Origin of the sequence: Galbibacter sp. BG1, assembly GCF_013391805.1 — a bacterium.
In the GTDB taxonomy this organism is placed as follows: Bacteria; Bacteroidota; Bacteroidia; order Flavobacteriales; family Flavobacteriaceae; genus Galbibacter.
The window spans coordinates 667,918-681,574 of sequence record NZ_CP058364.1 but is presented as its reverse complement, the minus strand read 5'-3'; the positions used below and the strand labels follow the sequence as shown (position 1 = coordinate 681,574).

Sequence of the window (13,657 nt, the reverse complement as noted above, 5' to 3'; positions counted from 1 at the left end):
TAAAAGGAAGTAAAACCAGGTTAGTAATAGCTGCGTAAGTGAGGGTGTAAAGAAAAAAATAACACTTTAAAATATACACCAGACCTACTATATGAATTAGCTGTGTGGATAACCTAAACCCTCAAATTTAGGATTATAGAAAAAATAGGTTCCTCCCCAGGACCTATTTTTTTATTTCAGCAGCTCCCTTAATCACTTTTTCTTTAAGCGATTCTTTATAAGCAATTATTCTGTTTAACACCTCTTCGTTGGATGAGCCTATAATTTGAGCTGCCAAAATCCCTGCGTTTTTAGCGCCATTAAGTGCTACCGTTGCAACGGGAACGCCTCCTGGCATTTGAAGGATGGATAGAACAGAATCCCAACCATCTATGGAATTACTGCTTTTTACTGGTACACCAATTACAGGCAATGGAGATAAAGAGGCTACCATTCCAGGTAAATGTGCTGCACCTCCTGCGCCGGCTATTATTGCCGAAATACCATTTTTATGTGCGTTCTTACCAAATTCATACATTTTTTCTGGGGTTCGATGTGCAGAAACAATATCCACGCTTACCTCAATTCCCAATTCGTTAAGTACATCTATTGCGTCTTGCATAACGGGAAGATCACTAGTGCTCCCCATAATAACAGCTACTTTTGCCATATTTTTAATTTTAAAAAGCAAAGTTAGGTAAAATTGAGTTTAGTACAGAACCTGGCATCAGGATGAAAATTTAAAAGTGTGAGTATAGTAAAAGGTGTTATTATTTTATCAAATTCTTACTATAAAAGTAAATTAATTAAGGTAATGTTAATTTAAGTCTATTTTTATTGTTGTATTAATTATATTTATTGGTTGAATTATAACAATATGCTATTCCATTTTTCCATAGGGTCTCGAATTTTAAAAAGGTTGGTATTTGCTATTTTGTTAATGGCACTTTCCGTCAACTTTGTGGCTTGCTCTGTAGATGTACCTAAAGAGGTTCAAGTGGCTTATGAAGACTTGCCAGAACAAGTTGATTACAATTTTCATGTCAAGCCAATTTTGTCCGATCGTTGCTTCAATTGCCACGGCCCAGACGAAAATACTAGAAAGGCGGGTTTACGGTTGGATGTAAAGGAAGGCATGTTTAGGAAATTGGAGAGTGGAAACAAAGCATTTAAAAGTGGTAGTCCATACCAGAGTGAAGTTATTGCCCGTATTTTAAGTGATGATGAAGAACTAATGATGCCGCCTCCAGAATCCCATTTAAAGTTATCGGCACGCGAAAAGGCATTGATATTAAAATGGGTCGAGCAAGGCGCCGAATGGAAGAAGCATTGGGCATTTATTCCGCCAGAGAATAAAGGGACTCCAAAATTAGATGAAGAAAATCCTTTAATAAACAATGAAATAGATGAATTTGTTTACGATAAACTAAGGCAAAAAGGATATAATTTTTCTCCGAAAGCACCAAAAGAACAATTGCTGCGAAGACTGGCTTTAGATTTAACCGGACTCCCACCCACATTGGAAGAGCTCGATTTATTTTTAAATGATGAGAGCCCAGATGCGTATGAAAAAATGGTAGACAAGTATCTGTCATCCAATGCCAATGCCGAGAAGCTTACTTTAGATTGGTTGGATCTATCACGGTATGCAGATTCCCATGGCCTGCATGCAGACGGTTGGAGAAGCATGTGGCCTTGGCGCGATTGGGTAATTAATGCTTTTAAGGATAATATGCCCTACGACCAATTTGTTACTTGGCAATTGGCCGGGGATCTATTACCAAACCCAAGCAGGGATCAAATTTTAGCGACTGCATTTAACAGAAACACTCCCATGACGGGAGAAGGAGGTGTTATTGATGAAGAATTTCGGTTGTCTTATGTGTTCGATAGGGCAGAGACTACCAGTACTGCATTTTTGGGGTTAACCGTTGCTTGTGCCAAATGCCACGATCATAAATTCGACCCTATTTCGCAAAAGGATTATTACGAGATGTCCGCTTTTTTCAACAATGTTCGAGAGTTGGGGATGACAGGTGACGACGGAAATTTTGGTCCGCTACTAACCTTAACTTCAAAAGAGGAACAAAAAAAAGCAGATAGCCTTAAAAAGAAAATCCGTTCCGAAGAAAAAGAACTAGCAATTACAAAAAAAGAATTGGCTTCCTTGGAACAATTTATGGATGAAATACCTACGAGCTTTAAAAAAGAAGATCTTATTGGTTACTATCCGCTTGAAGATGTTCGAAAACGAAAGCCAAATGACCCCAAGTATAAGGGGATTGCGATTTATGGCAACTATTTGAACAATTATATTATAGATGATAATGCCTATGCAACCATGGAAAATCCTGGCAAGATTGTAAAAGGAGTGGTGGGAAATGCAATAGAAATAACTGGCGATTATGATGAAATACACCTACAGAACAATCCGAATTTCGAATTTATCGATGAATTTTCTGCGGGTCTGTTTGTAAACACTTCCAAGCGTAAAAAAGGGAAGACTCAAACAATTATGGGTACCAGTGGCGAAAAAAATGGAGATTGGAGAGGATGGGAGTTTTATTTGGATAGCACGAATAGTTTAAACGTTCGCCTAATGCATGCGCTTCCCGAAAATTATTTTCATATAAAGACCTTAGACACTTTACAGAAGAAGAAGTGGTATCATGTGGCCTTTACCTATAATGGAAGTGGTAAAGCAGATGATGTAGATATCTATATTAACGGAAGTAAAGTTTCTTCAGAAATAGTTCACAACAAATTATATAAATCCATAAAAACATACCGTACCATAAGGCCCGATATTATTGAACCCAGAACCCTAAAGGTTGGTAAAAGCTACCGTAAATATACCGGGGAAGATGGGATTTTTAAAGGGATGGTGGATGAGATTTATTTTTATAAAAGGAAATTGACTTCAGGGGAAATAAGGGTGCTTGCTGGAACATCCCTTGAGGAGATTAATAGTAAGAATAGATCCTTAGTAAAAGAATACTGGATAGAAAAAACGCCGCAAGTAGCTGAGGTAAAAGATACCCTCAAAGAGCTGCGGAAGAAATGGCTGGAGGTAATGAACCCTACCTTGGAGATTATGGTGATGGAAGAAATGCCAGAAAAAAGAACTTCTTATTTGTACAAGCGCGGGGAATACAACCAGCCCGGAGAAACAGTAAACGCCAATACCCTTAGTGCATTGCCGGCATTTCCAGATAGTCTACCGAAAAATAGGCTTGGTTTGGCTAAATGGCTGTTTATGGACAACAATCCATTAACGGCAAGGGTGGCGGTAAATAGATATTGGCAAATGGTTTTTGGAAGCGGACTCGTAGATACACCACAGGATTTTGGTGTCCAGGGTAACTTGCCGTCACATCCTGAATTATTGGACTGGCTCGCCATCTATTTTCGAGAAAATAATTGGAACGTTAAAAAGCTTTTGAAGAAAATGGTAATGTCTCATACCTATCAACAAATTTCCACCCCAACGGAGGCCATGGCACTTAAAGATCCAGAGAATACTTATCTATCAAGAAGTAATACCTATCGCTTGTCTGCAGAAGCCATAAGGGATAATGCATTAGCGGTAAGTGGACTCTTAGTGACCCAAGTAGGTGGGGCGAGTGTGAAGCCTTACATGCCAGCAGACCTTTGGGCTGAAAAGTCATCTTTCTCCTATAAACTTTTAAATTATAAAGAAGATATGGGCGATAGCCTTTACAGAAGAAGTATGTATACCTTTATAAGAAGAACTTCTCCACATCCTGCCATGACCGCTTTTGATGCTCCTTCCAGAGATGTTTGTACCATAGAAAGGGAGAGTACAAACACCCCATTACAGGCTTTGGTATTGCTTAATGACGAACAATTTATTGAAGCTTCCCGAGTGCTTGCTGAACGTGTTCAGAAAGAGAAAGAGGGCGTCGTGGAAAATCAAATTGAAATGGTTTTTCGTTTAGCCACCAGTAGGAAACCTTCTAGCAAGGAGCTACAGTTATTAAAAGAATTGTATGGAAAACAATATGATTATTTTAAAAATACCCCGAAGGCAACAAAAGACTTATTGAAGGTAGGAGAAAAACCCTTCGATAATTCGTTGGATGAAGAAAAAACTGCTGCGCTTACTATTGTCTCCAATACCATTCTCAATCACGATGAAACATTTATGAGAAGATAATTAATAGTCTATGAATTGTAACGATCACCATCATAATACTAAATTTTCCAGAAGGGATTTCTTAATGAAAACTTCGCTGGGCCTGGGCGCGTTGAGTTTCGGTTCTTTACTGAGTCCGATGAATTTATTGGGAAATAGCCCTTCCATGACCAACAATCTTTTAAAGGGTACACATTTCCCTCCAAAGGTGAAACGGGTAATTTACTTATTTCAAAGTGGAGCCCCGTCTCAATTGGACTTATTTGATTATAAGCCTTTGTTACAGAAAATGAATGGACAGCAATTGCCCGATAGCGTTATTGGTGGGCAACGTCTTACTGGAATGTCTGCTGGGCAATCTTCTTTGCCTATGGCAGGAACAGTTTTCGACTTTAAGCAACATGGGGAAAGTGGTGCCTGGATGAGTTCTTTAATGCCACATACCGCAAAAGTAGTAGATGATATCTGCTTTATTAAATCAATGTACACAGAAGCCATTAACCACGATCCCGCCATTACATTTTTACAAACGGGTTCGCAGCAACCTGGAAGACCTTCTATTGGATCTTGGGTGAGTTATGGTTTGGGCTCTGATAATAAAAATCTACCAGAATTTGTGGTATTGGTTACCAAAGATAAAATAGGGCAGCCACTTTATTCACGTTTATGGGGAAATGGATTTTTACCTTCCCAACATCAGGGAGTGCAATTTAGGGCGGGAAAAGATCCAGTGCTCTATCTCACCAATCCTCCAGGAGTAACTGGCGAAACCCGAAGGGAACAATTAGATTATTTACAGCGGCTTGAAAATATGGCGCATGAAGATATTGGGGATCCAGAAATTTTGGCGCGAATGTCGCAATATGAAATGGCCTACCGCATGCAAACATCGGTTCCCGAAATTATGAGTACCGACAATGAACCAGATTACATCTACGATCTCTATGGTGAAGACAGTAAAAAACCAGGTACTTTTGCAGCCAATTGTTTGCTGGCTAGAAGGTTGGCAGAGAAAGATGTAAAATTTATACAATTGTACCATCAAGGATGGGATCAACATGGCGGACTTCCAACGGCAATAAAACAACAATGTAAGGATACAGACCAAGCGACTGCGGCATTGATTACCGACTTAAAACAGCGAGGAATGTTTGAAGATACTTTGGTTATTTGGGGAGGAGAATTTGGTAGGACCAATTACTCGCAAGGGCAACTAACGCCCGATAACTATGGAAGGGATCATCACCCAAAATGCTTTACCATTTTTATGGCTGGAGCTGGCATTAAAGGAGGGGTTACCCTTGGTGCTACCGATGATTTTGGCTATAACGTAATCGATAGGCCTGTACATGTGCACGATTTTCAAGCGACTTTAATGCACTTATTGGGGGTAGATCACGAACGGTTAACCTATAAATATCAAGGAAGAAGATTTCGTTTAACCGATGTGCATGGCGAAGTGGTAAAAGAAGTCTTAGCTTGATAGGTTCTAAAAAAATCAGTGACATTACAATTATTCAGTAAAAACAACTAAACCAATTATTATGAAACATAACCAACGTCGCAATTTTGTAAAAAAAACAATGATGGCGGCTTCGGCGGGAATGGTATTGCCACATATTTCACTAGGAAAGGAAAAAGATAATAAGGCGGATAAAAATAAAATTGTTGGACATGGCAATTTTCAATACAAGGTCAATAAAGAGTGGGGCATTCAAGATCCTGCCAAAGTACCAATTAACGACTGTCATGAGATGGTTATGGACGACAGCGGCCGTTTAATATTAACGGTTTCGGGAGAGCATAATGCCAATATTTTAATTTACGATAAATCTGGGAAAGTTTTAAGCTCGTGGGGCGACAGTTTTCCCGGAGCCCATGGGCTTACTATTGCGGGAGAAGGAAGCGATCAATTTCTTTTAATTACCGATCCTGAGGTGCATAAAGTTTTTAAAACTACTCTTGATGGTAAAATTATACAAACGTTTAGCGCACCCAAAGAGTTCGAAGGGTACCAAGATGCAAATCTGTTTAAGCCAACGGAAACAGCTGTTGCACCCAATGGCGATCTATATATTGCCGATGGATACGGCGAAAATTATATTACACAATACAACTCCAAAGGAGAATTTATAAGATACTTTGGAGGTAAAGGAATTACAGATGAAACCTTTGATTGCTGTCACGGAATAACGGTAGATTTACGGAATCCAAATACTCCCACCCTATTAATAACTTCTCGGGGAAAGCAGGAATTTAAAAGGTTTACCATGGACGGAAAATATATAGAAACCGTTAAATTACCCGGTTGTTCTATATGTCGCCCGGTAATACATGGCGAAAATATATATTTCGCTGTCATAGTTACCAAAGATTGGTGGAAGTACGATGGGATGGTAGCCGTACTCGATAAAAATAATAAAGTAGTTTCGTTACCTGGCGGAAGTGAACCGAATTATAAGAATGGCATACTGGAATCTCCAATGTATGATGGCAGCACCTTTTTAAACCCGCACGATGTGTGTATTGATAATGATGAAAACATTTACGTTCCACAATGGTTTTCAGGAAAAACATATCCTATTAAGCTTACCAAGGTTTAGTAAAATAAAAAATCTACATCATAATTGATTTAAAAAATATAAGCTGTATAATGGTTTTATTAGACTCCTCTATATTCTTCGGTCGCCTTCATCCCTTAGTCGTTCATTTGCCTATCGGATTTGTAATTCTCGCTATTTTATTGGAGTGGATTGGCTATTTCAGAAAAACAAAGAATTATAATATAATTGCCCTTGCTTGGCTTTTGGCAGCCATATCTTGTGTTTTAACAGCACTTTTTGGCTGGCTTTTGGCCGATACGGGGCTGTATGTCGAAGAACAGTTGTTTTGGCATCGATGGTTGGGGATTCTGTTGATTTTCATTTTTATCCTAGGCTATTATTTGAAAAGAAATGCAGATAGATTTAATGGGAGTGTACAATCCATTTTCAACATATTGGTACTTTTTTTAATTGCTATTGAAGGCCATCACGGCGGAAATTTAACCCATGGACAGAATTATTTAACTGAATATGCCCCAGGGTTTGTAAAAAAAATTACTGAAGAAAAAGGCAAAAATATAACCAAGTTAACCGCACAGTCGCCAGACTCTATTGTGGTGTATGCACAACTTATTCATCCCATTCTAGATAGGAAGTGTGTATCTTGTCATAATGATGAGGTAACCAGGGGAGGGTTAAATATGGCGCATATAGACTCATTGAAAAAAGGAGGAAGCAGTGGTTCTACCATAGTTGTGGGAAAACCAGAAAAAAGCGAATTGTTTAAACGAATAACGATGTCCCCTACCAATATTAAATACATGCCGCCAACAAAAGAGATACTTACTTTTTATGAGATTAAACTTTTGGAATGGTGGATTTTACAAGGAGCTTCTTATAACGATACGCTGAAAAATTTTGAGGTAAAAGATGATATTCAGAAAATTTTATGGAGTAACTACAATATAAACACCAAACCATCTCCATGGTATACAAAAGTTAAATTACCAGCTTTAGACAGCCTTGAGTTACAGAAAATTCAGCAAAATAACTTTTTGGTAAGGCAACTAGGGGAACAAAACAGCTTATTGGATGTAACTTTTATCGGAAAAGTATTTACCGACGAGGCACTACAGGCAATAAATGAATTCTCAGAATATGTCACTTGGTTTTCTTTAAGTAATACCGAAATCAAAACCTCTAATTTGGAAGCTTTAGCCAATTTTAAAAACTTAACAAGATTGGAATTGGACCATACCAGTATTGGTTGTGAGGAACTTTCTTTTGTCGAAAAATTAAATCATTTGGAAGCCTTAAACCTCTTTAATACAAATGTGGAAGACAACTGTTTGCACTATTTCGAAAACCTTCCAGAATTGAAAAAACTGTATATGGGAAATACCCAAGTAACCTCAGAAGGGGTTGCGAGACTTAAGGCTAAGAATAAAGATATAACCATACCTGAAATTTTAAATTAATGGATAACGCAATGATTATTTCCAAAAATATTTTAAAAAACACCAAACCTTTTAGGTTAGCATTTGTGTTGGTAAGTTTTCTTTTTTTATCGTGCCAAAAAAAAGACTCTAAATCTAATAATTCGGTTCTTGGTGGTGAGGAAGTCCAAGAAGTGGCATACAGCACTTTAGAGCTCCCGGAAAAACCAAATATAGTTTGGATCGTAGCAGAAGATTTGAGTCCATATTTACCCATGTACGGAGATTCCACCGTAACGACTCCCAATATAAGTAAGCTCGCTAAAGAAGGGGTTACTTACACCAATGTGTATTCTCCATCGGGTGTTTGTGCTCCCAGCCGTGCCGCAATTGCTTTAGGGATGTATCCAACCCATTCTGGTACCATGCACATGCGAACTGGCCCTTGGTTTAGTTTTGATGTGAGTGATGAGCGTATTGAGAATTATGAAGTTACCGCCTACGAAGCAAACGTGGCTCCTGAAGTGCATATGCATAGTGAGTATTTAAGGAGGGCAGGATATTATTGTACCAATAATGTAAAAGAAGATTATCAGTTCCGATGTGAGATGACCGCTTGGGACGAAAGTAGTGACAAAGCACATTGGAAGAATAGACCAAAAGACAAACCTTTCTTTGCCATATTTAATTTTACCGATACCCACGAATCTCAAATATGGAAGCGTGCAGAAGATTCTTTATGGATTGATGAGAATTTGGAAGTGCCGGTGGAACCTTATTTGCCAACTACCGAGGTTGCCTTGAAGGATGTACGAAGAATGTACTCCAACATTAAAGTGCTGGACGATAAGGTAGGGGAAGTTCTAGACGAATTGAAAGCCGAAAATTTATTGGAGAATACCATAATTTTCTGGTACACCGACCATGGAGGGCCATTACCCCGACAAAAACGTACAGTATACGATTCTGGTTTGCAGGTACCTATGATTGTGAGGTTTCCCAAAAAACAATTAGCAGGTAAAACAGACGATCAATTAATAAGCTTTGTCGATTTTAAACCTACGCTCTTGTCCCTAGCGGGAGTGCCCACTCCCGAATATTGTGATGGACGGGCTTGGATGGGTGCCTATGAGGATAAAAATAAAAGGGATTATATTTTTGCCGCCGCCGACCGTTTTGACTTATTGCACGACAGGATACGTGCTGTACGGGACAAGCGCTATAAACTCATTAGAAACTACATTCCAAATAAGCCATACTACTTGCCGGTGTCTTACAGGGAGCAGATGCCCATTATGCAGGAGCTGTTACGACTGGATTCCTTAGGGCAATTAAACAAATTTCAAGCACAATGGTTTCGTAAACAAAAAGATTCCATTGAATTGTTCGATACCTTAAAAGACCCAGATGAACTCCATAATTTGGCGGATAAGGAAGACTATGCTGAAAAAATTAAAGAACTTTCTCAGGCCATGGATACATGGATAACGGAAACCAACGATTTGGGATTAATACCAGAGAAAGATTATCTAGAAAAAAGAGGTACTTACTTCGAGGAACCCACTACCGCTAAACCTATAATTGCAAAAGAAGGGGATAAACTGGTGTTGTCTTCTGCTACAGAAGGGGCTTCCATTGGTTTTCAATGGGTGAATAGTAAAGAAGAGCTGGTTCCAGGCTGGCAAATTTATAAAGAACCTATTTCCATAGAAACCAATAAGCAATTAGTGGTTAAGGCTCATAGAATTGGATTTAAGCCAAGTGAAGAGACCTATTTTAAATAATAAGGATTTTTTTAATGTGTAGGCGATTAGAATTTTAGCCCTATTCGCTAATTACTTTAATACTTTTCTTAACCTGAGCTGCTATTACACGGGCCTGGGCGACATCCTCATTAACAATGGTAACGTGTCCCATTTTTCGAAATGGACGAGTTTGTTTTTTTCCGTAGATATGTGGCGTTACACCGTCCATATCCATAATTTTTTCTATGTTTTTATAAACCACGGGGCCAGTATATTCTTCATCTCCAACAAGATTTACCATAATACCCGCAACCTTGCTTTCCGTTTTACCTAAGGGCAACCCTAAAATGGCGCGAAGGTGCTGCTCAAACTGGTTGGTGTAACTAGCTTCGATACTATAATGCCCACTATTGTGTGGTCTTGGAGCTACTTCATTCACTAAAATCTCATCATCCTGTGTTTGGAACATTTCTACTGCCAATAACCCAACATGATTGTAGGCTTGAGAAACCTTTAATGCCACCAACTGAGCTTTTTTGGCAACTTCCTTATCTATCCTTGCAGGACAAATTACGTATTCCACCTGGTTAGCTTCAGGATGAAATTCCATTTCTACCACAGGATAGGTTTTTACATTTCCCTTGGGGTCTCGAACCACAATTACGGCCAGTTCATTTTTAAATGGAATCATTTTTTCGGCAATGCATTCCCCCTCTGGGAGGTTGTCTAGATCGGAGTATGTTTTAATTATTTTCACTCCTTGCCCGTCGTAGCCAAAGCGGGCACTCTTCCATACAAATGGAAACGAAAGACTTTCGTTTTTAATGGCGGTCAAGATTTCATCTGGATAAGCAAAACGGCTAAAATCTGCCGTAGGAATGTTATGGTCTACATAAAACAGTTTTTGCTTTGCTTTATTCTGAATGGTTTTAAGTGTTTTGGCAGATGGATATACGGTTTTCCCTTCTTTTTCCAATTGTTCCAGCGCCTCCACATTTACATTTTCAATCTCAAAAGTAAGCACATCCACCTTTTTTCCGAAGTTATAAACCGTATCGTAGTCCATAAGGTCTCCTTTGAAAAACTCGTTGCAGGCAATTTTGCAGGGAGCTTCATCACTCGGGTCGATCACCAAGGTCTGTATATCGTACTTTCGGGTTTCGTAAAGCATCATTTTACCTAGTTGTCCGCCGCCTAATATGCCTAATTTAAAATCAGAAGAAAAATAATTCATAGTGCTCAGTTTCTTTTGTCCTGTTGTTACTTTTCAGAAGTAAATCTTAGAAATCTAAAAATCCTTGCAAAAATACAGTTAAATATGAGAAGTGCATATTTTATTGTTTTAGAATTACGGTTCTTGAAGAAGTAATTTATGTTGTTTTGTTGGTGAAAACGTTATTTTTTTAAGGAAAAGGAGTATATATTCTTGAAAACAGCTAAATTTAATGGAAAACAAAAATCTTAATGGTATCTTTGCAACTTTATAATTTTTAGAACATTGATTAAGCTCCACGATAAATATTTCGAACCTTTTATTTCTGCTGAAGAAATAGATGCCGCTATAAAAAAAATGGTGGAAAAGGTAAAAGCCGATTTTAAAAATGAGACGCCAATTTTTATTTGCGTGCTCAATGGGGCTTTTATGTTTGCTTCTGATTTTATGAAGCATTACGACCAAGACTGCGAAATTAGTTTTGTTAAGTTAAGCTCTTATCACGGTATTTCCTCAACCGGAATCGTAAAAACACTTTTAGATGTTCCCGACAACGTGGAAAACAGAAGTGTAATTATTTTGGAAGACATTATCGATACAGGAAAAACAGTAAAGGAACTTGTTTCTATGTTTTCTAGGATTAATGTAAAGCGATTTAAAATTGCTTCCATGTTTTACAAGCCAGACATTTATAGTGGCGAGTATAATATAGATTACGTAGGGATCGAAATACCGAACAAATTTATTGTAGGTTATGGGCTTGATTATGATGAATTAGGAAGAAATTTACCAGAAGTATATCAAATAAAAGAACAATAATATGATCAATTTAGTACTGTTCGGGAAACCCGGAGCAGGTAAGGGTACACAAGCTAACTTTTTAAAAGAAAAATACAACTTAAAGCACATATCTACCGGAGATGTTTTTAGATACAACATTAAAAACGGGACTGAATTAGGTACATTGGCAAAATCTTATATTGATAAGGGGGACTTGGTTCCAGATGAGGTAACCATTAATATGCTAAAAGAAGAGGTGGAAAAGAATCCTGAGGCCAGCGGATTTATCTTTGACGGCTTTCCACGTACGAAAGCTCAAGCCATCGCTTTAGACCATTTAATGGAAGAAAAAGACATGAAAATTCACGCTACCATAGCTTTGGAAGCAGATGATGAGATTCTTATTGGCCGTTTATTGGAGCGGGGAAAAGTGAGCGGGAGAAGTGACGACCAAGACGAAGACAAAATAAGAAACCGTTTTGAAGAATATAATGAAAAAACGGCTCCGTTGATGGAATATTACAAAGACCAAGGGAAGTTTCACAGTGTTAATGGAATTGGATCTATAGAAGAAATTACAGAGCGCCTTAGTAAGGTTATTGCTGCGCTTTAAATAAAACGTCCTCTACACTAAACAAATACTGCTATCGTACTTAGCTAGCCTTTCGAAGTATAGGTGAATTTTTAAGAACAAAGTCTTCGACAAGCTTAGACCGACAATGATTACACAGAACTATAATATAGAATTGTGTGCGTATTAAAAAACATATTTAAATGACAGAAGGGAATTTTACAGATTATGTAAAGATAAAAGTGGCTTCGGGTAAAGGCGGACAAGGTTCTGCGCATTTACGCCGGGAAAAATATGTAGCCTATGGTGGCCCAGATGGTGGAGATGGCGGTCGCGGTGGCCATGTAATTATTCAAGGGGATAAAAACCTATGGACACTTTTTCATTTTAAGTTTAAAAGAAGTTTTCAAGCTGGCCATGGGGAACATGGTAGCAAGCAAACCAGTACTGGTGCCGATGGCGATGATGTTTATATAAAAGTACCCTTGGGTACCCAAGTTAAAGATCCAGAAACCAATGAGGTTTTATTTGAAATCACCGAAGATGGGGAAGAAAAAATAATTGCCCAAGGTGGTAAAGGTGGACTAGGGAACAATCATTTTAAATCGTCTACCAACCAAACCCCTCGTTATGCTCAACCGGGACTTCCAGGTGAAGAAGTCGAAATTTTATTGGAATTAAAGTTACTGGCAGATGTAGGACTTGTGGGCTTTCCAAACGCTGGGAAATCAACCTTGTTATCGGTAATCACATCTGCAAAGCCAAAAATAGCCGATTATGAGTTTACCACGCTTAAACCTAATTTAGGGATTGTGGAATATCGTGGTTTTCGCAGTTTTGTAATGGCCGATATTCCTGGGATTATCGAAGGCGCATCAGAAGGGAAAGGGTTGGGATATTACTTCTTACGTCATATAGAGCGTAATTCCACCCTATTATTTTTAATTCCAGCAGATGCCAAGGATATTTATAAGGAATATGAAATTCTTTTAAACGAACTTCAAAAATACAATCCGGAACTGCTCGATAAAGAAAAGTTAGTCGCCATCTCCAAGTCCGATATGTTGGATAACGAATTGAAGGCAGAAATGGCCCAAGAATTAGACGGTAAATTTAAAGAAGTGAATTATATGTTTATCTCCTCGGTAGCCCAGCAAGGGATTCAGGAATTAAAAGATAAACTGTGGAACATGCTTAATAAAGAAGAAGAGGCATAACAAGTACTTTTTTTTGC

The 13,657-nt window shown here is 38.4% G+C and carries 10 protein-coding genes; 8 read left to right on the top strand and 2 right to left on the bottom strand.

Annotated elements, in window-relative coordinates:
• Positions 1–163: 163 nt before the first annotated feature.
• Complete coding sequence (gene purE / locus HX109_RS03040) at positions 164–649, bottom strand: 5-(carboxyamino)imidazole ribonucleotide mutase (protein WP_178949737.1); 486 nt, start codon at positions 647–649, stop codon at positions 164–166.
• Between the two features lie 207 nt (positions 650–856).
• On the opposite strand from purE, the gene HX109_RS03035 reads away from it, so the two are divergent.
• From HX109_RS03035 to HX109_RS03015, 5 genes are all read left to right on the top strand, one after another.
• Positions 857–4,156 carry a DUF1553 domain-containing protein gene (locus HX109_RS03035; RefSeq protein WP_255462752.1) on the top strand — a complete coding sequence of 1,100 codons (3,300 nt, stop codon included), beginning with the start codon at positions 857–859 and terminating at the stop codon, positions 4,154–4,156.
• Positions 4,157–4,166: 10 nt separating this feature from the next.
• Positions 4,167–5,618 carry a DUF1501 domain-containing protein gene (locus HX109_RS03030; RefSeq protein WP_178949736.1) on the top strand — a complete coding sequence of 484 codons (1,452 nt, stop codon included), beginning with the start codon at positions 4,167–4,169 and terminating at the stop codon, positions 5,616–5,618.
• A 61-nt stretch (positions 5,619–5,679) separates the two neighbouring features.
• Positions 5,680–6,738, top strand: a complete 1,059-nt coding sequence (locus HX109_RS03025; RefSeq protein WP_178949735.1) for a 6-bladed beta-propeller — start codon at positions 5,680–5,682, stop codon at positions 6,736–6,738.
• 50 nt (positions 6,739–6,788) lie between these two features.
• Positions 6,789–8,156 carry a DUF2231 domain-containing protein gene (locus HX109_RS03020; RefSeq protein ID WP_178949734.1) on the top strand — a complete coding sequence of 456 codons (1,368 nt, stop codon included), beginning with the start codon at positions 6,789–6,791 and terminating at the stop codon, positions 8,154–8,156.
• On the top strand, positions 8,156–9,898 hold the full coding sequence (locus HX109_RS03015) for a sulfatase (protein ID WP_255462751.1): 1,743 nt from the start codon (positions 8,156–8,158) through the stop codon (positions 9,896–9,898). Before HX109_RS03020 ends, HX109_RS03015 begins: the two co-directional genes overlap by 1 nt.
• 40 nt (positions 9,899–9,938) lie before the next feature.
• Here HX109_RS03015 and HX109_RS03010 read toward each other — a convergent pair whose 3' ends face one another.
• Positions 9,939–11,093 (bottom strand): 5-(carboxyamino)imidazole ribonucleotide synthase, encoded by a 1,155-nt coding sequence (locus HX109_RS03010; RefSeq protein ID WP_178949733.1) that lies wholly within the window; start codon positions 11,091–11,093, stop codon positions 9,939–9,941.
• A gap of 264 nt (positions 11,094–11,357) precedes the next feature.
• Here HX109_RS03010 and hpt point away from each other — a divergent pair, with 264 nt between their 5' ends.
• The 3 genes from hpt (at position 11,358) to obgE (ending at position 13,640) form a co-directional block, all read left to right on the top strand.
• Positions 11,358–11,891, top strand: coding sequence for a hypoxanthine phosphoribosyltransferase (gene hpt, locus HX109_RS03005; protein WP_178949732.1), 534 nt, complete (start codon positions 11,358–11,360; stop codon positions 11,889–11,891).
• A gap of 1 nt (position 11,892) precedes the next feature.
• Positions 11,893–12,465 carry an adenylate kinase gene (locus HX109_RS03000; protein ID WP_178949731.1) on the top strand — a complete coding sequence of 191 codons (573 nt, stop codon included), beginning with the start codon at positions 11,893–11,895 and terminating at the stop codon, positions 12,463–12,465.
• A 161-nt stretch (positions 12,466–12,626) separates the two neighbouring features.
• Positions 12,627–13,640 carry a GTPase ObgE gene (gene obgE, locus HX109_RS02995; protein WP_178949730.1) on the top strand — a complete coding sequence of 338 codons (1,014 nt, stop codon included), beginning with the start codon at positions 12,627–12,629 and terminating at the stop codon, positions 13,638–13,640.
• The last annotated feature ends 17 nt before the right edge of the window (positions 13,641–13,657 follow it).

Coding starts and splice junctions, on each gene's coding strand:
- HX109_RS03020 (WP_178949734.1), top strand. CDS start 6,789: ATGGTTTTATTAGACTCCTCTATATTCTTCGGTCGCCTTCATCCCTTA.
- HX109_RS03025 (WP_178949735.1), top strand. CDS start 5,680: ATGAAACATAACCAACGTCGCAATTTTGTAAAAAAAACAATGATGGCG.
- HX109_RS03030 (WP_178949736.1), top strand. CDS start 4,167: ATGAATTGTAACGATCACCATCATAATACTAAATTTTCCAGAAGGGAT.
- HX109_RS03015 (WP_255462751.1), top strand. CDS start 8,156: ATGGATAACGCAATGATTATTTCCAAAAATATTTTAAAAAACACCAAA.
- HX109_RS03010 (WP_178949733.1), bottom strand. CDS start 11,093: ATGAATTATTTTTCTTCTGATTTTAAATTAGGCATATTAGGCGGCGGA.
- HX109_RS03035 (WP_255462752.1), top strand. CDS start 857: ATGCTATTCCATTTTTCCATAGGGTCTCGAATTTTAAAAAGGTTGGTA.
- HX109_RS03000 (WP_178949731.1), top strand. CDS start 11,893: ATGATCAATTTAGTACTGTTCGGGAAACCCGGAGCAGGTAAGGGTACA.
- purE (WP_178949737.1), bottom strand. CDS start 649: ATGGCAAAAGTAGCTGTTATTATGGGGAGCACTAGTGATCTTCCCGTT.
- obgE (WP_178949730.1), top strand. CDS start 12,627: ATGACAGAAGGGAATTTTACAGATTATGTAAAGATAAAAGTGGCTTCG.